This window comes from Nonomuraea guangzhouensis (assembly GCF_019396345.1).
Taxonomy (GTDB): domain Bacteria; phylum Actinomycetota; class Actinomycetes; order Streptosporangiales; family Streptosporangiaceae; genus Nonomuraea; species Nonomuraea guangzhouensis.
Window position 1 is genome coordinate 21,274 of record NZ_JAHKRM010000033.1, and the last position, 20,197, is coordinate 41,470.

A 20,197-nucleotide genomic window follows, 5' to 3' on the forward strand; every position below is an offset into this window, starting at 1 on the left:
CGCGATACCTCTGCGTACGCTTCCGAGGCTTCACCGGGTGTCCGCGCGCCACATCCCCCAGACGTGTAGTCATCAGGTCTCCGCCCTTCCCTGTGTCACCACGAGACGGACGAGCTCGATGCGGGAGTTGATCTGCAGCTTGCGGTAGACGTGCCGCAGGTGGAAGGCCACCGTGTGCACGCTGATGAAGGTCTGCTCGGCGATCTGCCGGTTCGTCCATCCGTCGGCGACGAGCAGCGAGATGTTCCGCTCGGTCTCGGTGAGGCTCTCCCAGCCGGTGACCGGCCGTTGGGCGTAGCTCCAGTGGCGGTGGCGTACGCCCATGCCGCGTAGCCTCCGGCGTACCCGCGCCGAGTCCCTGGCGGATCCGATGTCCTGGTAGATCGCGAGCGCGCGATCCAGGTGGCCGGCCGCGTCCTCGTGCCGCCCGGCCGCCACGAGCAGCACGCCGAGGTCCTCCGCGGCCGAGGCCCGGGCCCATAGGTCGTCCGTCTGCTCGGCGGCCCGGGTGAGGGCGTCGCGGTCGCCGTCGAGCAGGCCCCGGGCGTGCGCGGCCGAGGCGACCAGCGTGGCGAACTCCGGATTGGCCCGGCTGAGCGCCTCCGCGGTGGCCACGACGGCCTCGGCCGCCGGGCGGTCGTCCGTGGCCAGAGCGATGCGGACCATCCACGCGCCCGCCGAGGGCTCCATGGTGAGCATCGAGCGCTGCCGCCCGCGTGGGCCGGGAAGTCCCGCGAGCAGCGTCATCGCGCTCAGCGGGCCATCGCGCACCTCCGCGACCTGCGCCGTCAGCAGGGCGTGCCGCGTCTGCCCGTCGAGCGGGCCACCGGCCCCCTCCATGACGTACCGGGTCGCCGCACGCAGGTCGCCGCGCCGCAGCGCGACGGTGGCGAGGACCGCGTTGGCCCCCATGACGGACAGCGGGGTGCCCAAGGCGGTGGCCAGGTCAAGGGCCCGCTCCGCCTCGGTGACGGCGCTGTCGAACCGGCCCGCGGCCAGCTCGGCCCGCGCCTCCAGCGCGGAGACGTCCGCGAGCCAGGCCAGATGACCGTGGGCGGACATGTCCGCCCGGGCCTCCCGGAGGATCGCCAGCGCCTCATCGAGGCGGTGAATGTCCATGAGCAGCGCGGCGGAGACGAGCAGCGCGTCGTAGTGGTGCACTCCTGACTCGCCCGTGCCGGCCAGCCGGCGGGCGTCCTCGGCGAACGCCAGCGCGGTGGACAGCCGCCCCTCGTCCCACTCGGTCACCGCGAGCGCGACCAGGGCCGCGACCGTGGCCCCCGGACCGTGCCGGGCGGCCCCTTCCATGACCTCGTGCGCGTACGCCCGCACCGAGCTCCCGGAATCCGGCCGGTGTGCCAGGGCGTACAGCCGGACCAGGATCGCCCGATCGCGTACCTGGCCGGGCAGGTCGGGTACGGCCAGCACCGTCTCGGCCTCCCGCAGGGCCTCCTCGATCCGGCCGGTCAGATACAGGATGTCGGCGAGAACGCCACGCAGTTCCACCACGCCGTTCACCGAATCGCTGTCGGCGAGGCTCTCCTTGACCAGTTGCTCGGCCTCCTGCAGCCGGCCCTCGGCGATCGCCGTGTCCAGGAGGGCCACGACGTGGCCGAGGCCGGCGCCGGCCGGTGGCCGGCTCACCGGCAGGGACCGCGCGCGGACGCCGAACTGGTCCAGCAGCGCATGGCGTACCGGCCGTGGGATCCGCGTGGCGACCACGAGCCTGACCAGCTCGTGGCGGAAGGTGAGGCCGTGCGCGTCGGCGGTCAGGATGCCCGCCGCCATGGACTCCTCGACCAGGGGCAGCAGCGCGGCCGGTGTGATGCCCAGCAGGGACGCGGCCTGTTCGGGCGAGAAGGAGCGGCCGAGTACGGCGACGGTCTCCACCAGGTTCCTGGCACCGGTGCTGAGGGTGTCGATCCAGCGCCGCACGACCATCCGCAGCCGGTGCGGAACATGCGCGTGCGGCAGGCCAGCACCGTCGATCAAGGCTCCCAGCAGCCCTTCGTCCCGGAGTCCTGCGAGCAGTTCGTTGATCAGCAGCGGGTTGCCGCCGGCGGCGCCCACCACCCAGGCCAGCGTCGCCGGGTCGGGCGGCACCCCGAGCGCCTCCGTCATCAGCCCGGCGGCCGCCTGCGGGGAGAGCGGCTCGAGTTCGACCCTGGCGGCCCCTTCCCGTTCCAGGAGGTCGAACAGGAAGGCGGCCCGGCCGTGCTCCAGGACTGTCGAGCGGCTGAGCAGCCAGCCGATGGGCCGGGGTGCGAGCACGTGGTGGAGGGCGCGCAGCACCATGAGCGTCATCGGGTCGGCCCCGTGCAGATCGTCGAGCACGGCCAGCATCGGCCGGGTGGCCCGTTCCTCGAAGCCCGCCCTCAGCCGTTCGAGGGTCCGGGTACGCGAGGCGCCGGCATCATCGCCGGCCGCCGGCTCGAATCGCAGATCGAGAGCCTGGAACAGCATGCCGCACGGGATCAGCTCGCCCATGTCCTCCGGGCTGCCGCGGACCACGGTGAGGTGGCGTTCGGCCGCGGCGTCGGCGGCTTCGGCGAGCAGGCGCGTCCGGCCGGCTCCGGGCTCGCCGTCCACCAGCAGGGTCCCGCCCGCGCCGCCTCCGACCGTGCGCAGCAGGCTGTCGACGTGACGCCATTCCCGTTCGCGCTCCCACATCTCATATCCCCTGAATGCATGGCTTTCCGGGCAGAGACCCACGAACCTCATGCCGGGGGAGATCTTTCGGACCGCAGTCCGGGGGTGCGGTCCCAAGGGGCGCGGTCCCGGGAGGTGCGGTCCCGGGAGGTGCGGTCCCGGTGGCGTGTCCCAGGGGGTGCGGTCCCGGGAGGTGCGGTCCCGGTGGCGTGTCCCAGGGGGGTGCGGTCCCGGGGGGTGTGTCCCAGGGGGGTGCGGTCCCGGGAAGGCGGTCCCGAGAGGGTGGTCCCACGGTCCCGGGGAGTGCGGTCCACGGGGGTGCGGGGCGTTCGCTATCGACGGGTGGTGCGGAGGGGTGGCCGGTCGGCGCGGAAGGGCTCGAGCTCGGCCGGGCGATGGCCGGTGGCGACGTAGTCGGCCATCGCCCGGCCGCTCGCCGGGGCGAGGGTGATGCCGAGCATCCCGTGCCCGGTGGCCGCGTAGGCGTTGGGCGTGCCGGGGACCCGGTCGAGCACGGGCAGCCCGTCGGGGAGCATGGGCCGCCCGCCCACCCAGGGGTCGCGGATGAGCGCCATCAGGTCGTCGGGCGTGTCGTACCACGGGCCGAGGTAGTCGCGGCTGGCGCGGGCGATGGCCACCACGCGCCGCCAGTCGAGGCGCCGGTTGTTGCCGCTGAGCTCCATCGTCCCCGCGATGCGGGTGCTGCCCGCGATGGGCGAGACCGCGACGTGCTTGTCCCCGAGGTACAGGGGGTGCTCGGGGGCGGGGTCGAGGTCGACCGAGAAGCTGTAGCCCTTGCCCGCCTGCAGCGGCATCCGCATGCCCAGGCCGCGCAGCAGGTCGGCCGACCAGGACCCGGCGGCCACCACCACGGCGGAGCAGTCGAGATCGCCTTCGGACATCCGCAACGCGGCCACCTGACCGCCGCGCACGCGGAACCCCCGCACGGCCGCGTGCTCGGTGATGCCCACCCCGTCCTTGCGCAGGTGGGCGGCGAGCGACTCGACGAAGGCCGTCGGGTCGAGCACGCCCTCCCCGCGCACCCGGTAGCCCGCCGTGACCTTGCCGCCGAGCGCGGGATCGAGGTCCAGCAGGTCCCGGCCGGTGAGGATGTCGGCGGGCACGTCGTACCCGGCCCACGTCATGGCGCGCTGGGTGCGGTGGAAGCGCGTGGCCTCCTCCATCGAGGTGAACGCGTGTACCAGGCCGGGCCGGGTCAGGGTCGTGTCGACCCCGGCCGCCGCCAGCTCGCCGTAGCGGTCGAAGGCGGGCTCGGCGAAGCGGGCGACGGCGGCGTACCCCCGCTCGAACGCCTGTCTGGTGCTGCTCCGCCGGAACATCAGCAGCCAACGGGCGAACGCCAGCGTCGCCTGTGGCCGCACGTACAACGGAGAGTCAGGACGGCCGAGCGAGCTGACGGCGTACCTGACGACGCCGGGCGCGGGCACCGGCGCGGAGTGGCTCAGGCAGACCCAGCCCGCGTTGCCGCGCGAGGAGCCGCCACCGACGGGACCTCGGTCGACGACGTGCACCTCCATGCCCTGCCGGCGCAGGTAGAAGGCCGTGCAGAGGCCGACCGCGCCGCCGCCGATCACGACCACGGGCGGCGCGCTCACCGTGCCGGCCCGTAGGAGGTGAGGAAGGCTCTCGTCCGCGCCTCCCGAGGGTCGTCGAGCACCTTCTGCGGCGGCCCCTCCTCCACGATGCGGCCCCGGTCGAGGAAGGCCACCCAGTCGGAGACCTCCCTGGCGAAGGGAACCTCGTGCGTGACGATCAGCATGGTCATGCCGTCGTCGGCGAGGGTACGCATGACGCGCAGCACCTCGCCGGTCGACTCGGGGTCGAGGGCCGAGGTGGGCTCGTCGAACAGCAGCACCGCCGGCTTGAGCGCGAGCGCCCGGGCGATGGCGACCCGCTGCTGCTCGCCGCCGGACATCTGCCCGGGGAAGGCGAGCGCGCGGTGCGCCAGTCCCACCCTGCGCAGCAGGTGTACGGCCGTCGCCACCGCCTCGTCCTCGCCGATGCCGGCCGCCTTCATCTGCGCGAGCACCACGTTCTCCACGGCCGTCAGGTGCGGGAAGAGATGGAAGCGCTGGAAGACCATGCCGACGCGCTGGCGCAGCCTGGCCAGGTCGCCGGCCGCCGGGTGGATCCGCTCGCCGGCCAGCTCGATGATGCCCGCGTCCGGTCGTTCCAGCAGGTTGACGCAGCGCAGCAGCGTGCTCTTGCCGCCGCCGCTCTGGCCCAGGATGCTCACGATGTCGCCCGGCCGTACCTCCAGGCCGACATCGTCGAGCACCCGGCGGCCGTCGAAGGACTTGGTCAGCCCGTCGATTCTCACCAGCGGTGTCATGAAGCCTCTCCCAGCAACGCGCGGGCCTTGCGCAGGCGGCGACGCCTGCCCATGAGCAGCGGCGAGCCCGCCCTGACCCGCCGTTCCAGCCAGAGCAGCGCCTGCGACAGCGGATAGCAGAGCGCGAAGTAGATCGCCGCGATGACGAGGTAGACCTCCAGCGCCCTGAAGGTGTCCGACGTGATGAGCTGCGCCTGGGTCATGAGCTCGGCCGCCGAGATCGTCACCAGCAGCGAGGTGGACTTCAGCAGGTCCACCAGCATCGTGTTGGTGCCGGGCAGGGCGAGCCTGAGCGCCTGCGGGAAGATCACGTGGGTGAACGTGCCGAGCGGGCTCATGCCCAGGGCCTGGGCGCTCTCCCGCTGGCCGCCGTCCACCCCGGCGAGCGCGGAGCGGAAGATCTCCGACAGGTAGGCGGCGTAGAAGACCACCAGGCTGAGCGCGCCCGCCTCGATCGCGCCCAACCGCACGCCGATCGAGGTCAGCCCGAAGTAGGTGACGAAGATGATCGCCAGCAACGGGATGTTCTTGAAGACCTCGGTGTAGATCGAGGCGGGCAGCCGCACCAGGCGCGACCTGCTCAGCCGCATGAGCGCGAGGAGCAGCCCGAGCACGACCGCTCCCGCGAAGCCCAGTGCCGCGTACTCCACGGTGCGCAGCAGCCCCTGCAGGAGCGCGTCGGTGTAGTCGGACCAGGGAACCTTGAACACGTCGCGCCTCCGTCTTACAGGCTGGGAGGCTGCCAGCCGGCCGGGCGATCGACGCCGCGCCGCTGCTGGGCCATCCAGGGTGAGGGCTTGAGGAACTGCTGGGCGTCGCCGCCGTACTTCTTGATCAGCGCGGCCATCTCGCCGTTGGCGTACATGCCTCTGATCGCCTGGGACACGGCCTGCTCCAGCTTGGGCTCCTCCTTGGGGATGTAGAAGCTGGTCATGTACGGCCGCAGGTATTCGTAGGCCGCCTGCTTCTTGACCTCGTCATCGGTCGGCGCGGTGAGGTAGCGGGTGCTGAACCGCATGTCAGGGCGCTTCTGCTGGGTGTAGATGATCAGCAGCGGGTCGAGGAAGCCCACCTGGATGCGGCCGGCGGACAGGTCGTTGAAGACGCCCTGCGCGTCGGGGTAGGCGTGCAGCTTGGCTCCGGGGATGGCCTCGATCGACTTCACCCAGACGTAGCCCGTCACGGTGCCGAGCGGGAGTCCTTCGAGGTTGGCGACCGTGGCGTACTGCTTGTCGCCGTGCACCGCCATCGCCGGCGGCGAGTAGTAGGGCGGGTCGGTGAACAGGCCCTGCGCCTGCCGCTCCTTCGACCACGCGATGCCGCCGATGGAGATGTCGACCCGGCGGGCCTGCACGTTGCCGAGCATCCCGCTGAAGTCGGTGACCTGGGGTTCGAGCTTCAGGTTGAGCTTCTTCGCGACGGCCTGGAGGATCTCGCTGTCGATGCCGACGAGGTCCTGGCCGCGGACCGCTGTGTAGGGCATGTACGGCTGGACGGCGACCTTGAGCACGCCCGGTTCGATGGTGTTGTAGGAGTTTGCGACAGGTTTGTCAGATCCACACCCTGCCAGGGCGGTAATCGTGATCAATGCGACTATAACGCCGCTTTTCCGCCTCATGGCGACCTCTTTCCGATATATCCCCCAGAACTCGTATTGCGCCCACCGTAGACGAGCTTCACTCGCACGTCATTGGACGATAAATTCATAGTTAGCGGGATATCTCGGCGTGTTGTCGTACGATCCGCACGATAGAGGTGGATGTATGTCTCAGCCCTGGCCACCGGTCCTCACGCCCACGCTCGCCCAGGGGATCGCCGGTGACACCAGCGACATCATCGGCTTCAACGTGCTGATCACCGATCCGGACGGCGTGGTCATCGGCAGCGGCGACACGCGCCGCATCGGCTCGTTCCACGAGGCGTCGGTGGAGGTCATGCGCACCCTGAAGTCCGCGGCGCACTCCGCGGAGCAGGCTCGCCGGCTGCGGGGGGTGCGGCCCGGGATCACGTTGCCGATCATCATCGACGGCCGGGCGCTGGGCACGGTCGGCATCACCGGCTCCCCCGCCCGGGTCCAGCGATTCGGGCTGGTGGTCAAGCGGCAGACGGAGATCATGCTGCAGGAGTCGATGCGGCTGCGCTCCCGGCTGGTGCTGGAGCGGACGGTGGAGGACCTGCTCCGCGACATCGCGCAGTTCGACCCCGACGTGATCAATCCCGAAGATCTCGTCGCGCGGGCCGGCGAGCTCGGCTACAACCTGCGGGCGGAGCGGACCGCGGTGATCATCGACGTCGGCGAGGGCGCGCCGTCGGGGCTCGGCGAGGGCGTGCCGAGCCCCGACGGATCGGGCACCCGGTCGATGCTGCTCCGGGCCATCCGCGAGACGTTCTCCGGTGCCCAGGACCTCGTGGCCGCGATGACCTCCAGCCGGTTCGCCGCGCTCCCCCGCCGGCCCGCCGGCACCGATCTGCGATCCCTCTGCCTGCCGCTGGCCGACCACATCCGCCAGCGGATCGGGCTCCGGGTCGCGATCGGCCTCGGCGTCGCGGCCGACTCGGTCCCTGGGCTGCACGACTCCTACCAGGACGCGGCCACCGCGCTGCGCCTCGGGCCGCGCGTCCAGTCCGACGCGCCGGTCCACTCCATCGGCGACCTGCGGGTCCACCAGTTGCTGGCCGCGGCGCCGCGCAGGGCACGCGCGCGCTTCGCCGGCCTCTCCATCGCCGGGCTGCGGGCCCGTCCCGACTGGCCGGTGCTGCGCCAGACCGTCATCGCGTACTGCGAGAGCGGCTGCAACCTCGTCCGGGCCGCGGCCGCGCTGAACATCCACCGCAACACGCTGCTCTACCGCCTGGACAAGATCTCCCAGCTGTCCGGCCGGCCGGCCGACGATCACCGGGCCCGCCTGGCCCTGTACCTGGCCTGCGTGGCCGACCAGATAGAGCCCTGAGCGATCGATCAATCAGGCAGCCGTCCACTCCGCCGTCGGCGCCCCTGTTGAAGGCCGACAGCCGCTGCGCCGGAGTGCCGTGGTCGCCGCAGCAGGGCGGGAGCTTGCCGGAACGGGAGTAACCGTCGACGATCTTGGGACGGGAATATCCGCCGTTGACGAAATCTCCCCAATGCCGCGCCCAGAACCGGTTGACTTCGGTGGTCGCCGTGGAGCTGTCCTGCCCCATGTCGTCGAAGGCCGCACGGGTGCCGGCCGCCTCACTGGGGCCGCCGGTCACCGTTCCACGACCCCCCAGGAGAGACGATTCTCATCGATGTCAGGGCCCTGGCCAACGCCCGGTTCCGGCTGCTCCTGCTGAGCCAGACGGCCTCGGTGATGGGCGAGCAGATGTTCGCCGTCGCGATCACCGTTTCGGTGCTCGGCGCCGGGGGTGACGCCTCGTCGCTCGGGCTGGTGCTCGCCGTCCGCGGCGTCGCCCTGGTGATCTTCCTGCCGATCGGCGGCGTGTGGGCCGACCGGCTGCCGCGACGGCAGATCATGATGGCCGCGTACGGGGTCCTGGCCGTCGTGGTCGCCGCGCTGGCACTGGCCCCCGGCCTGCCGATCTGGAGCGCCGCGGTGGTCATCTTCATCGCCGGAGTCACCGAGGCGTTCATCCGGCCCGCCTTCAACGCGATACTCCGGGGCGTCCTCGCGGAGGACGAACGGATGTCCGGCCGGTCCCTGATCGCGGTCTCGATCCGTACCGGCATCATGGTGGGGCCCGCCCTGTGCGTGGCCTTGGTCGCCGCCACCGGGACGCGCGCCGCCTACGGGATCACCGTGGCCGTGTTCGCGGTGGCGGCCGTGGTGTTCTGGCGGATCAGGGAGCCGCGCTGGACTCCCGGGCCCCGCACCTCGTTCGCCGGTGACATCAGGACCGGCGTGGCCGAGGCGCGGCGGCGTCCCTGGGTGCTGGCCATCCTGATCTTCTCGTCGGTCAGCCTCATGTTCGTCCTGGCGCCCGCACAGGTCCTGCTGCCGGTCGTGAGCACGACGAGGTTCGGGTCGCCCGCCGTGTACGGGCTCGCCCTCACGTGTTACGGCGTCGGCGGCCTCATCGGCGGGCTGATCACGATGGCGTGGCGGCCCAGAGCCGTCGGGGTGCTGGCCATGGTGTGCATGGCGTTGTACGCCGCGGCGCCGCTCTCGCTCCTGCTCGCCACCTCTCCGCTCCCCATCCTGGTCGCGTACGTGATCGCCGGAGCGGGCGTCGAGATCTACGCCATCCACTGGGAGGTGGCCCTGCAGCGGGCCATCCCCGACCAGCTCATCGGGCGGATGACCTCGTTCGCCTGGCTGTGCGGCTTCGGGCTGCTGCCCTTCGGCCAGGCGCTGACCGGGCCGTTGGCGGAGCTGACGAGCACCGCGGCCGTCCTCGCCACGGCCGCGGGCATCGTACTCGTCGTACCGCCCGCTCTCCTCCTGGTCAGGGGAATGCCCCACCTTCATGAGCCCGACCGGAAAGACGACATTTTTACGGATTATTGACGGAAAAATTAGGCGTCGACAGACTCTGCGGCATGCCCCTCATCCATGATCCTTTGTCGCGGCTCAGCCGGGTCCTCGGCGTCACCGCTCTGCTGTCCGGGCTGGTCATCGGCCCACCGGCGGAGGCGGCGCGGGCGCCGAGCACGTACGCCAACCCGGTGTCGGCGGGGGTGGTCGACACCTTCCCCGACCCGACGATGATCCACGGCAAGGACGGGTTCTGGAACGCCTACGGCACCCAGAACCCGGTGTTCAACAGCAAGGGCGAGGACGGCGAGCGGATTCTGCCGATCCTGCGCTCCCGGGACATGGTGCGCTGGGAGTACGCCGGGCAGGTCTTCACCCCGGAGACCCAGCCCGCCTGGCACAACGCCGCACGGCTCTGGGCGCCGGATATCAGGTACATCGACGGCAAGTACTACCTCTACTACTCGGTGTCCTCCAACGGCGGTGACCTCGGCCTGGCGACGGCACCGACGCCGACCGGGCCGTGGACCGACGCGGGCGACGTGCTGCCGTCCTCGACCGGCTGCCCCACGGGCAACATCGACCAGGCGCAGTTCACCGACATCGACGGCACCCCGTACATGTACTGGGGAAGCTACGACGTCGTCTGCGTCGCGAAGATGAACGCCGACGCCACCCGCATCGAGGGCGCGGCGACCCAGGTGGCCAGGGGGCGCCGGATGGAAGGCGCGTACGTCGTCCGGCACGGAGCCTTCTACTACCTGTTCTACTCCGACGCCGGCTGCTGCCAGGGCTCCTACAGCGGCTACCAGGTCAAGGCCGGCCGTTCCACCAGCCCGTGGGGTCCGTTCGTGGACGACGAGGGCGTCGACCTGATGAGCCTGACCAGCAAGGGCGCCATCGTGGTCGGCGCCAACGGCAACCGCTGGGCCGGGCCGGGCCACAGCGGCTTCCAGACCGACCTGTCCGGTCAGGACTGGCTCGTCTACCACGGCATCTCGAAGGACGACCCCGACTTCCCGCCGATCGGCGGCGGCCGGCTCGCGGGCCTGAGCAAGCGCCCGCTGCTGATCGACCGGCTGGACTGGATCGACGGCTGGCCGGTGGTACGCGCCGGAGCCGGACCCTCCGAAGGCGACCAGCCCGCGCCGGTGACCTCCTTCGACACCGGCGGCATGTTCGACAACGGTTCCCTGACCGGCTGGCGGGCCGCGCGAGGCTGGTCCGTCCGAACCGACCAGGACGCGGGCGGGTACGCGAGCCACACCGGAAGCACCACCGAGCCCGCGTACCTGGTGACCGCGGAGAAGGCACCCACCGCCGGCGTACGGGCGCAGGCGGACCTACGCGTCACCGCCGGCGCCGCCGGACTCACCTTCGCCCACGTCAACCGCGAGAACAACGTGGTGGCCTGGCTGGACCGGGACCGCCGCGCGCTGGTCACCGACGTGCTCATCGGCGGCAGGAGCCGCGGCAGGTCGGTCACGGCGCTGCCGGCCGGGTTCGACTTCGGCACCTGGCACAGCGTGGTGGCCGAGCTGCGCGGCACCGAGCTGACCGTCCAGGTGAGCGCCGACCGGCTCGGTGACCCGGTCGCCGAGCAGACGCGCCGCCTGCCGGCGGCCGCGGCCCGCCACGGCGCGGTCGGCGCGGTCGCGCGCGGCAGCGCCGACGCCGACAACGTCGGGGCCGCGAAGCTGTACACCCCCGTCACCGAGCGGGTGCCTGACCCCCGGCCGGGTGATCTGCTGCCCGCCTACAGCGACGAGTTCGACGGCGACACCGTCCCCGGCTCGCCCTGGCAGTGGGTACGCGGCCCGGCGGCCGGCGTCACCATGACCGGCGGCGCGCTGTCCTGGCCGACCCAGAACGCTGAGCTGTTCCAGGGCACCAACACCGCCTCGGTGCTACTGCGGGACGCGCCGGAGGGCGACTACACGGTGGAGACGAAGATCGACTTCGCTCCTGCTCAGTCCTCCCAGCAGGCCGGGATCCTGCTGTACGAGAATGACGACCGCTACTTCAAGATGGTGCACTCGGTGGTCCCGCTGCAGCGGGGCAACGGGGCGGTGGTCCAGCTCAGCGAGTTCGCCAAGGAAGGGGAGCGGCCGACGACCACCCCGCCGACCGCGATCTTCAACGGCCCGATGTTCGGCGGGCCGACCGCCGACACGATGTGGCTGCGGCTGTCCCACCACGCCGACACCGCCAACGGCGAGACCGAGGTTCGTGCCGCGACCAGCAGAGACGGCGCGCACTGGGTGTACAACGGCGTGTGGACCCTGCCTGCCAAGGACCGGCTCAAGATCGGCCTGGTCTCGATGAACAGGTCGGGCGCCGTGGCCCGGTTCGACTACGTCAGGACCTACGGCGGCTGAACCCACGGGGTCGGCGGGTCCCGTGGCGGCGCGGGGTCAGTCCCTGGGGCGTACGAACAGTTCGAGATGCGAGCAGCGGGTGCAGCGGAAGGCTTCGATGATCCAGACGGCTCTCCCCATGCGCTTGGCCCCGCCGAACAGGCCGCGCTCCAGCGCACCCTGGATCCACCGCCCGTACCCCTGGGATCCTTCGCCTTTGTCCTCGATGAAGCCCGGCTCGAGGTCCGTTCCATCGCACTGAGTGCAGTTCATTGTCCGTATTGTGCCAGCGGCCACGGGTCAGGCGGGGCCGACGGGGATGTCTCCGCCCAGGGTGATGCGGTGCATGACGCGGTGGGCGGTGCCGTAGTCGCGGTTGGCGTAGTGAGCGGTGCTGCGGTTGTCCCACATGGCGATGTCGCCGGCGCTCCAGCGATGGCGAACGATGTGCTCGGGCTTGGTGAGGTGGGCGTAGAGGAGGTCCAGGATGCCACGGCTCTCCGCCTCGGAGACGCCGACGATGTGCGAGGTGAAGCCCGGGTTGACGAAGATGCCCTTGCGGCCGGTCTCCGGGTGTACGCGGACGACGGGGTGCTCCACCGGGTCCAGCCGGGTGACGACGTCGCCGTCCCAGACGCTGCCCTTGCCGCCGCGGCGCTGGGCCAGGTAGTAGCCGAACTCCCGGTTGCCGTCGTGTACGGCGGTGAGCTGGTCGGCCAGCTCGCGGACCGGAGCGGACAGGGAGTCGTAGGCGAGCTGGCTGTCGGCCCAGCTCGTGTCGCCACCGGTCGGGGGCAGGATGACGGCGCGCAGGATCGAGCCGAGCGGCGGGCGGGGCATGAAGGTGACGTCGGTGTGCCAGATGTCGGCGAAGCCGTTGTCGGCGCTGTCGAGCGCGTAGATCTCCGGATGCGCCTCGTCCACGCCGCCGACGACCGGGTGGGAGGCGGTCAGCTCACCCAGGCGCCGGCCGAGTGCCACCTGGCCGTCGTCGTCGAGGTGCTGGCCGCGGAAGAAGAGCACCTTCTTCTCGGTGAGCGCGGCTCGTACGGCGACCAGGTCGTCGTCGTGGGCGTCGGCCAGGTCGAGCCCTTCGACCTGGGCGCCGAAGTGGGGTCCGAGCGGGTTCAGGGTGAGCTTGGCTGCGGTTCGGGTGGACATGTGGATCACTCTCCTGTGAGGGCGGCGGCGGTGCGTACGGCCTGGCTGACCGTGGCGCGCAGAGCGGCGTATTCGGGCAGGGCGCGGAGCTCGTCGGGCTCCAGACCGGTACGGGGCAGCGGGATGTCGAGGTCGAGCGCGATCCGGCCCGGTCTCCTGGTGAGCACCACGACGCGGCTGCCCAGGAACACGGCCTCCTCGACGCTGTGCGTGACGAACACCGAGGTGCGGCCGGTCTCCGCGCTCACCCGGCGCAGGTCCTCCTGAAGCCGCTCGCGGGTGAGCGCGTCCAGCGCGGCGAACGGCTCGTCGAGCAGCAGGAGCGGGTTGTCGCCTGCCAGTGCCCTGGCGATGGCGACGCGTTGCTGCTGGCCGCCGGAGATCTGCCAGATCCGGCGGTGCGCGACGTCGTGCAGACCCACTCGCCGCAGGAGTTCCGGTATCTGGCGGGCGCGCTCCTCGCGGGGCACACCCGCGTACCGCAGAGCCAGCTCGATGTTGCCGCCCACGCTCTTCCAGGGGAACAGCCGGGGTTGCTGGAAGACGATGCCGGCGCCCCTTCCGGGCACGGGCCGGTCGTCGCCGGTCCGTACGGTGCCGGAGGTGGGCTGCTCGAAGCCGGCGATCAGCCGCAGCAGGGTGCTCTTGCCGCAGCCCGAGGCGCCGACGATCACGAGGAACGAGCCCTGCGGGACGTCGAGCGAGAGGGGCCCCAGGGCGGTCACGGCGTCGCGGCCGCCGCCGTACACGTGCTCGACTTCGTGCGCGTGTACGGCGGTCGCGCGGTCGAGGTCAGGGGGCGAGGACATCGGGAAGCCCCTTGTTGTAGATGGCCCGCTGCACGGTCGCCAGGTCGGGGACGGCGTCGATCTTCTGCTGGTCCTTGAGGAACTGGGCGGCGCCGACCAGGTTCTGGGCCAGGCCGCCGACCTTGTCCGGCGTGCCCAGCCATTCGGCGGTCGCCAGGTCGGCCGGCTTGAGGAAGACTCCCTGGCTGAGCTGGTCCTTGGCGTCGTCTGCTGCCAGGTTCAGCTCGGCGGCCACGGACTGGGCCGCCGCGCCGGGGTCGTCGGCGATCAGCTGGAGGGCCTTGGCCTCGACCTTGCGCCAGGCGTCGACCGCGTCCGGGTGCGCCTCGACGAACGCGGTGGACACCACGCCGAGGTCCAGCGTGGGCTTACCGGCCGTGGCCAGTTCGCGGCTGCTGATCAGGGTCTTGCCGGTCTTCTTCAGCTCCTTCAGGCTCGGCAGCCAGGTGTAGGCGGCGTCGATGTCACCGCGGGCCCAGGAGGCCACGATGTCCTGCGGTTCGAGGTCGATGAGGTTCACCGCCGACTCGGGCACGCCCGCCTGGCTCAGCGCGGCCAGCAGGCTGTAGTGGGCGGTGGAGGCGAAGGGCGTGGCGACCTTCTTGCCGCGCAGGTCCTTCACCGACGAGATGCCGCTGCCGTTCCTGGCGACCAGCGCCTCGTTGTCACCGGCCACATCCAGCACGAACGCCACCTGGTACGGGATGTTCAACGGAGCCGACAGCCCGCGCGCGACCGGGCTCGAACCGATGGCGGCGATGTCCACGCTCTTCGCGACGAAGGCGGTGTTGATGCTGGCACCGGAGTCGAACTTGGTCCACTGGATGGCGTAGCCGGGTAGTGCCTGCTCCAGCCACTTCTTGTTCTTCACGATGAGGTCGCCGCTGGGGAACGCCTGATAGGCGATGCGGATGGTCTTGGCCTTCGCCCCGCCGCCGCCTCCCGCGGACGCGGTCCCGTTGCCGCATCCGGCCAGAGCGGCGATCAGAACGAGGGAGAGCAGGAGTCGTGACATGAAGCGCTTCCTTTTGGGGCTGTGGATGATGGTCAAGACCGACCCCTCCAGGGGATGAGCCGCTTTTCGGCGACGCGCAGGAGGCCGTCGATGAGCAGGCCCGAGATGCCGATGGCGAACAACCCCACGACCACGACGTCGGTCTGCAGGTAACGCTGGGCGTCCCTGACCATGCCGCCGATGCCCGGCACTCCGTTGACGGTCTCCGCGGCGACCACGGACGAGTACGCGATGCCGACGGCCAGGCGGACGCCGGTGAAGATCTCCGGCAGCGCGCTGGGCAGCACCACGTCCTGGATGACGTGCCGCCGCGAGGCGCCCAGCGCCTTGGCCGCTTCGACCAGGTCAGTCGGCGCGCCGTGGACGGCGGCGGCGGTGGCCACCGCGACCGGCGGCAGCGCCGCGATGGCCAGCAGCCACAGCTTGGGCGTCTCGTCGATGCCGAACCAGATGATGAGCAGGCTGAAGTACGCCAGCGGCGGCAGTGCCCGCACGAAGGTGACCACCGGTTCCGCCACGATGCGGATCCAGGGCACCGTCCCGAGGACGACCCCCAGGACGAGCCCGCCCGCCACGCCGATCGCGGAGCCGATGAGGATGCGGCGCAGGCTCACTCCCAGATGCTCGATCAGGAGGCTGCCGCTGTAGCCGCGGATGCCGTCGTGCGTCGTGGACAGCAGCAGGAGCCGGTCCCATACCGCTTTCGGGGCGGGGATGAAGGACGGGTTGTCGAGCGCCATGGCGACGGCCTGCCACAGGCCGAGCAGGGCGAGGACGGCGATCGTACGCACCGCGAACCGCGGGGCCGCCCGACGGCGCGACAGCGGCTTGTCCGGGGATTTTCGGTACACATGTATTTCCTACCAATTTATAGGGATTTATGGCAAGCCGCTGCTCTCCAGGCGATCCCGGGCCTCTCAGCTGACGGTCACTCTGATCTCCGCGAACTGGTTGGCGGAGCTGGTGATCTTCACTCCCCACGTACCGGTGTTCGCCGCCTTGGCGTCGATCTGGTATCTGCCCATGCCCTTGGTGGTGTCCTTGCGGTTGGTGCCGGATCCGTTGAAGAGCAGCTCGACCCGCTCGTTGTTGAGTTTGGTCCACGGCGCGTTGACGTTGTCGCGCTTCTGTACCTTCCCGGTGTGCCGGACGTTCGTGTTCTTCGAGACCGACTGGTCGTTGACCGTGTGAGACACCTGGTACAGGCCCGCCTTCTCCACCGTCGAGTGCCGCTGGACGCTGCGTGAGCCGCGCAGTGCCTCGGCGTCGGCGGACTGCCCTCTCCCCGTGTCTCTCGTGTCGGAGCCGGGGAACTCCGCCCGCCAGAAGCCGGAGTTCCGCGCGATCACGACGGCGGTGAAGTCCCCTTCCCTCCCGGTGTACGTGCGGGTGATCTCGGTCCACGCGAACTCGTCGTCCTCGCGGAACTCCAGCAGGATGGGCAGGCCGCTGATGTCCCCGATGTCGGCTCGCAGGACACCGGTGAAGGTCAGCTCGTCGCCCTCGCGGACCGGATCGGGGGAAAGGCCGAACCCGTCGATCTGCGTCTCCATGCCCGCCTCGGACTCGGTCGCCACGGTGAAGGTGTCCTCGACGTCGTCACAGCGGGCGCCGACGCGCACCCGCCAGGTTCCCGTGGCCTTCACCACGCTCTCCGCCCGCCACAGGTCGCCGAACTCGCCGCTCTCGACGCGTTCGAACAAGAGCTTCTCCCGCTCTCCGCCGGGGCCGCGCAGGACACCTCGCAGGTCGCGTACGCCGGAGGTCGCGACCTCGACGGCCAGCGGCGCGCCGGAGACCACGGGGACCGGCGTGATGTCGACGGACTCGATGAGGCCGTCATCGCGCAGCAGCTTCCACAGGATCGTCCGCGGGGTCGTTCTCGGGGTCGCCATGGTCAGCACACCTCTCTGAAGGAGATCTCGGGAATGAACCTCTCCCAGTCGGCCTGGGCCAGGCCGACGCCCGCGCGGGCGCAGATTCGGGCCACGGCCGCGGCGGGATCGACCGGGATATCGTGAATCGTGCCGTCGTCCCCGATGCTGAGCAGGCGCCGGCCGTCGCCGGAGAACCCCAGGGTCAGCACCCCGCCGGCGTGCGCCTTGAAGGAGTCCCCCAGGGCCGTGCGGGCCGCCACGTCCCACAGCTGGACCCGGCCGCTGCTGCCACCGGTGGCCAGGATGGCGCCGGCCGGGTGGAAGGCGATCGCCATGACCGTGTCGAACTCACCGCGTCCGGGCGCCAGCCGTCCGAGCTGACGGCGGCCGAGCCCGTCCCACAGGTCGACGCCGAGCTGCCGGAAGCCGACCGCGATCGTCGAACCGTCCGGGGAGTAGGCCAGCGAGCGGACCCCGTCGACGCTGCCGCCGAAGGGCCTGTCGCGGATGACGTTCCCGGCGGCGAGGTCGATGAGGGCGGCATCGCTGCCGCCGATCACCAAGGTCTTGCCGTCGGGGCGGACGGCCATCGCGTCGAACCCGTCCCGGGGCAGGTCGGGCAGCCGCTGAGCGCGGCGTACGTCCCACCGTTCGGCCCGGCCTCTGGCGGGCGCCACGACCAGGGTCCGGCCGTCGGGGCTGAAGGCCAGGCCGTCGATGTACTGCCGGCCGCCGATCGGCAGCCGCGCGGTCTCGGTCCGGCTCGCCACGTCCCACAGGGTGACCGTGGTCGTCCCGTCCGATCCGGCCGCCAGCGTCCGCCCGTCGGGGCTGAACGCCAGCGCGTACGCACCGTCGGCGTCGGCGTCGGTGGTGGCGGTGCTGGCAGCGGAATCCCGGTGGTCGAGCGGGCCCAGCGATCGGCCGGCGGCGACGTCCCACAGCACCAGGCCACGCTCGGTCTGCAGCGCGGCGAACCGTCCCGCGCGGTCGAACGCCGCCGCGCTCGCCGAAGCGGCCACGTGGACGCCCATGGTGAGGTCAAGCACCGCCACCGCGCCCCTGCCCAGCAGGTAGCTGAGCCGCGTGTGCCCGGCGTCGAGCCGGGCCGAGGGCATGCCGGAGGTGTCGGTCAGCGGGTAGTGCAGCGTCGGCTCGCCCGTCGCGACGTCCCAGATGGCGATGGCCGCGCGGTCGTAGGAGATGAGCAGCCGCCCGTCGGCACTGAAGGACAGCCAGGCCGCCGTGATGCCGTCGACGAGCGACTCCCGGCGGAACCGCCCGGCGGCCAGGTCCCACAGCCGGATCTCGCCGCCCGTGGCGATCGCGGCCGTCCCGGGCCCGAAGGCGACCGCGCTGCCCGATCCCCGGATCCGACGCCGCGAGCCCAGCTCCCACAGCTCGTAGCGGCCGTCGGTGAAGGTGGCGGCGGCGTACCGGTCGTCGTCGGAGATCGTGATCCGGTCGATCCGCTCGTCCCGCGTGCCCATGACCCGTTCGCCGGTACGGACGTCCCTGACCTCGCCCCTGCCGTCGGTCGTCGCCAGGCCCAGCAGCCGGCCGTCACGGCTGAGCGTCGCGCCGAGCGCGGTTCCGGCGATCCGCGGTCCGGGCCGGCCCGTCGCCACGTCCCATACGCGTACCGTGTCGGGGCCGCAGACCACGACCTTCGCCTGGTCGCCGCTCAGGGCGATCGCGCGCACATCCGTACCCACTCCGGCGACCGTACGGACCGGCCGGCCGGTCTCTCGCAGCGTCACCTGGCCCGCGTCGGCGACGGCCAGCACGCGGCCGTCGGCGCTGAGGTCGAAACGGGCGTCCGCCCCGGCGGCCGGCGGCGGCAGCACGGTCAGCTCGCGCTGCGCGAGAGCGCTGTACAGGACGGCCCGCGCCTCCTGGACCGGGGCGATCCGCCAGGCCGCCACGCTCAGCAGCATGGCCCTGACGGGGTCGGAGGTCTGGAGCGTCTCGGCGAGCATCGCGGTCTTGCGGGCCACCGCGATGTCCCGTTCCCGTACGGCCGCCGCCCGCTGCCCGGCGGCCACGCCCGTGGCGGCCAGCGCGATGACCAGCATGGTGGCCAGCGCCGCCATGACCTGCCGCCGGCGGCGGGCCCGGACCCGGCTGTGGGCCAGGCCCGCCTCCAGGAAGGCGTTCTCGACCAGGTTCAGCGTCACGTGCTGGCGGCCCGTCGCGGCCCAGCTCAGCGCGGCTTCAAGGGAGCCGCCCTGGTAGAGGTCGCCGGGACGGCGCCCGTGCGCGTCCCATCGCTGGGCGGCCTCGCCGAGCCTGCGGTGGATCCGCAGCCCGGCCCGGTCGGCGTCGATCCATCCGCGCATCCGCGGCCAGGCGCGCAGCAGCGCCGCGTTGGCCAGCGACACCGTGTCGTCGTCGCGGACCACCAGCTCGGCCCGGGTGAACCCGAGCAGCACCCGGTCCAGCATGGGCGGGTCGACGACACCGTCGTCGAGTTCGCCGGCCGGCACCTTGCGCAGCATGTCCTCGGCGCCCTCGCCGGGCATCACCAGGCGCAGCATGATCTGCGGCACGACCGCCTGGTCGGTGCCCCGCAGCCGCCGGTAGATCTGCTCGGCCACCAGTTCCAGGGGCGGCGGCGCGAGCCGGGCGGGCGGCCGGATCACCTCGGCCGCCCGGCTGCCCTCGGTCAGCAGCGCCCGGGTGCCGCCGTCTTCGCGCGGGGTGACGTCCTGGCCGCCGACCAGGGCCAGCAGCAGACCGCGTGAGCTGGGACGGTCGGCCGGGTCCTTCGCCAGGGCCGCCGTCACCAGGGTGCGCAGCGGCTCGGCCAGCCCGGACACGTCGGGGACGGCGGCGAGGATCTGGTGCAGCAGGCCCGCCAGGTTCTCGCCGGTGAACGGGTCCCGGCCGGTCGCCGCGTACAGGACGACCGCGCCCCACGCCCAGATGTCGACGGCCGGGCCCGCGCGCTCGCCGATGACGCTCTCGGGGGCCATGAACGCCGGAGTCCCGGCGTTCTGCCCGGTGGGGGTGAGCGACATCTCCGACGTCCTGGCGATCCCGAAGTCGATCACCCGTGGCCCGTCGGGGCCGATCAGCACGTTGTCCGGCTTCAGGTCGCGGTGGATCACCCCGGCCTCGTGGATCGCGGTCAGCGCGGTGGCGATGCCGGTGGCCAGCCGGTGCAGGTCGTCCGGCCGGTACGGCCCGGCGCTCTCGACGGCCCGGCGCAGGCTGGGACCGCCGACGTACTCGCTGACGATGTACGGCCGGGGGTCGTCGAGCCGGACCGACAGCACCCGGGCCGTACAGAACGCCGACACCTGCCGCGTCGCCGCGGCCTCCTTGGCGAACCGGAGACGTAACTCCGCCCCGGCCCCGGGATGCAGCACCTTGATCGCCACCCGCTGCCCGGCCGGGTCGTACGCCTCGTAGACCACACCCTGCCCACCCTCCCCCAGCCGTCCCGCCAGCCAGTACTCACCGAGCTGGCGCGGGTCGCCAGGGACGAGGGCACGCATGTCCACGATGGTGCAACGGCATCAG

General features: G+C 71.7%; 15 protein-coding genes. 3 read left to right on the forward strand and 12 right to left on the reverse strand.

Going from position 1 to position 20,197, the window contains the following annotated elements; all coding sequences use genetic code 11:
• Nucleotides 1-72: 72 nt before the first annotated feature.
• From KME78_RS48965 to KME78_RS48985, 5 genes are all read right to left on the reverse strand, one after another.
• Entirely contained in the window at nucleotides 73-2,670 is a 2,598-nt protein-coding gene (locus KME78_RS48965; protein ID WP_219536864.1) for a helix-turn-helix transcriptional regulator, read from the reverse strand.
• A gap of 311 nt (nucleotides 2,671-2,981) precedes the next feature.
• Nucleotides 2,982-4,265 (reverse strand): NAD(P)/FAD-dependent oxidoreductase, encoded by a 1,284-nt coding sequence (locus KME78_RS48970; RefSeq protein ID WP_219536865.1) that lies wholly within the window; start codon nucleotides 4,263-4,265, stop codon nucleotides 2,982-2,984.
• The gene (locus tag KME78_RS48975) at nucleotides 4,262-5,002 is read right to left on the reverse strand and encodes an amino acid ABC transporter ATP-binding protein (protein WP_246653595.1); all 741 of its coding nucleotides are present in this window, start codon (nucleotides 5,000-5,002) and stop codon (nucleotides 4,262-4,264) included. Before KME78_RS48975 ends, KME78_RS48970 begins: the two co-directional genes overlap by 4 nt.
• Nucleotides 4,999-5,712, reverse strand: coding sequence for an amino acid ABC transporter permease (locus tag KME78_RS48980; protein ID WP_219536866.1), 714 nt, complete (start codon nucleotides 5,710-5,712; stop codon nucleotides 4,999-5,001). Before KME78_RS48980 ends, KME78_RS48975 begins: the two co-directional genes overlap by 4 nt.
• Nucleotides 5,713-5,726: 14 nt before the next feature.
• Nucleotides 5,727-6,512, reverse strand: a complete 786-nt coding sequence (locus KME78_RS48985; RefSeq protein WP_219536867.1) for a substrate-binding periplasmic protein — start codon at nucleotides 6,510-6,512, stop codon at nucleotides 5,727-5,729.
• A 253-nt stretch (nucleotides 6,513-6,765) separates the two neighbouring features.
• Here KME78_RS48985 and KME78_RS48990 point away from each other — a divergent pair, with 253 nt between their 5' ends.
• The 3 genes from KME78_RS48990 to KME78_RS49000 all read left to right on the forward strand — a co-directional run bounded on the left by KME78_RS48990 (nucleotide 6,766) and on the right by KME78_RS49000 (nucleotide 11,831).
• Nucleotides 6,766-7,953 (forward strand): CdaR family transcriptional regulator, encoded by a 1,188-nt coding sequence (locus KME78_RS48990; protein WP_219536868.1) that lies wholly within the window; start codon nucleotides 6,766-6,768, stop codon nucleotides 7,951-7,953.
• A 327-nt stretch (nucleotides 7,954-8,280) separates the two neighbouring features.
• Nucleotides 8,281-9,486, forward strand: a complete 1,206-nt coding sequence (locus KME78_RS48995) for an MFS transporter (RefSeq protein ID WP_281429097.1) — start codon at nucleotides 8,281-8,283, stop codon at nucleotides 9,484-9,486.
• 32 nt (nucleotides 9,487-9,518) lie between these two features.
• The gene (locus tag KME78_RS49000; protein ID WP_219536869.1) at nucleotides 9,519-11,831 is read left to right on the forward strand and encodes a glycoside hydrolase family 43 protein; all 2,313 of its coding nucleotides are present in this window, start codon (nucleotides 9,519-9,521) and stop codon (nucleotides 11,829-11,831) included.
• Between the two features lie 36 nt (nucleotides 11,832-11,867).
• Here the strand turns inward: KME78_RS49000 and KME78_RS49005 are convergent, their stop codons facing one another.
• The 7 genes from KME78_RS49005 to KME78_RS49035 all read right to left on the reverse strand — a co-directional run bounded on the left by KME78_RS49005 (nucleotide 11,868) and on the right by KME78_RS49035 (nucleotide 20,172).
• Nucleotides 11,868-12,083, reverse strand: a complete 216-nt coding sequence (locus tag KME78_RS49005; protein WP_219536870.1) for a hypothetical protein — start codon at nucleotides 12,081-12,083, stop codon at nucleotides 11,868-11,870.
• Between the two features lie 27 nt (nucleotides 12,084-12,110).
• Nucleotides 12,111-12,971, reverse strand: a complete 861-nt coding sequence (locus tag KME78_RS49010) for a TauD/TfdA dioxygenase family protein (protein WP_219536871.1) — start codon at nucleotides 12,969-12,971, stop codon at nucleotides 12,111-12,113.
• A gap of 5 nt (nucleotides 12,972-12,976) precedes the next feature.
• Nucleotides 12,977-13,780 (reverse strand): ABC transporter ATP-binding protein, encoded by an 804-nt coding sequence (locus tag KME78_RS49015; protein WP_219536872.1) that lies wholly within the window; start codon nucleotides 13,778-13,780, stop codon nucleotides 12,977-12,979.
• The gene (locus tag KME78_RS49020) at nucleotides 13,764-14,795 is read right to left on the reverse strand and encodes a taurine ABC transporter substrate-binding protein (RefSeq protein WP_219536873.1); all 1,032 of its coding nucleotides are present in this window, start codon (nucleotides 14,793-14,795) and stop codon (nucleotides 13,764-13,766) included. The genes KME78_RS49015 and KME78_RS49020 overlap by 17 nt, the downstream gene beginning before the upstream one ends.
• 32 nt (nucleotides 14,796-14,827) lie before the next feature.
• Nucleotides 14,828-15,646 (reverse strand): ABC transporter permease, encoded by an 819-nt coding sequence (locus tag KME78_RS49025; RefSeq protein WP_308127416.1) that lies wholly within the window; start codon nucleotides 15,644-15,646, stop codon nucleotides 14,828-14,830.
• A gap of 66 nt (nucleotides 15,647-15,712) precedes the next feature.
• Nucleotides 15,713-16,690, reverse strand: a complete 978-nt coding sequence (locus KME78_RS49030) for a hypothetical protein (protein WP_219536874.1) — start codon at nucleotides 16,688-16,690, stop codon at nucleotides 15,713-15,715.
• A gap of 2 nt (nucleotides 16,691-16,692) precedes the next feature.
• Nucleotides 16,693-20,172: a WD40 repeat domain-containing serine/threonine protein kinase gene (locus KME78_RS49035; RefSeq protein ID WP_219536875.1), complete on the reverse strand. Its 3,480-nt coding sequence runs from the start codon at nucleotides 20,170-20,172 to the stop codon at nucleotides 16,693-16,695.
• Between the last annotated feature and the right edge of the window lie 25 nt (nucleotides 20,173-20,197).

What these genes read in the sequence shown, in the direction of transcription:
- KME78_RS49020 (WP_219536873.1), bottom strand. Translation starts at nt 14,795, where the DNA reads ATGTCACGACTCCTGCTCTCCCTCGTTCTGATCGCCGCTCTGGCCGGA.
- KME78_RS49000 (WP_219536869.1), top strand. Translation starts at nt 9,519, where the DNA reads ATGCCCCTCATCCATGATCCTTTGTCGCGGCTCAGCCGGGTCCTCGGC.
- KME78_RS48975 (WP_246653595.1), bottom strand. Translation starts at nt 5,002, where the DNA reads ATGACACCGCTGGTGAGAATCGACGGGCTGACCAAGTCCTTCGACGGC.
- KME78_RS49015 (WP_219536872.1), bottom strand. Translation starts at nt 13,780, where the DNA reads ATGTCCTCGCCCCCTGACCTCGACCGCGCGACCGCCGTACACGCGCAC.
- KME78_RS48990 (WP_219536868.1), top strand. Translation starts at nt 6,766, where the DNA reads ATGTCTCAGCCCTGGCCACCGGTCCTCACGCCCACGCTCGCCCAGGGG.
- KME78_RS48965 (WP_219536864.1), bottom strand. Translation starts at nt 2,670, where the DNA reads ATGTGGGAGCGCGAACGGGAATGGCGTCACGTCGACAGCCTGCTGCGC.
- KME78_RS49005 (WP_219536870.1), bottom strand. Translation starts at nt 12,083, where the DNA reads ATGAACTGCACTCAGTGCGATGGAACGGACCTCGAGCCGGGCTTCATC.
- KME78_RS49030 (WP_219536874.1), bottom strand. Translation starts at nt 16,690, where the DNA reads ATGGCGACCCCGAGAACGACCCCGCGGACGATCCTGTGGAAGCTGCTG.
- KME78_RS49035 (WP_219536875.1), bottom strand. Translation starts at nt 20,172, where the DNA reads ATGCGTGCCCTCGTCCCTGGCGACCCGCGCCAGCTCGGTGAGTACTGG.
- KME78_RS49010 (WP_219536871.1), bottom strand. Translation starts at nt 12,971, where the DNA reads ATGTCCACCCGAACCGCAGCCAAGCTCACCCTGAACCCGCTCGGACCC.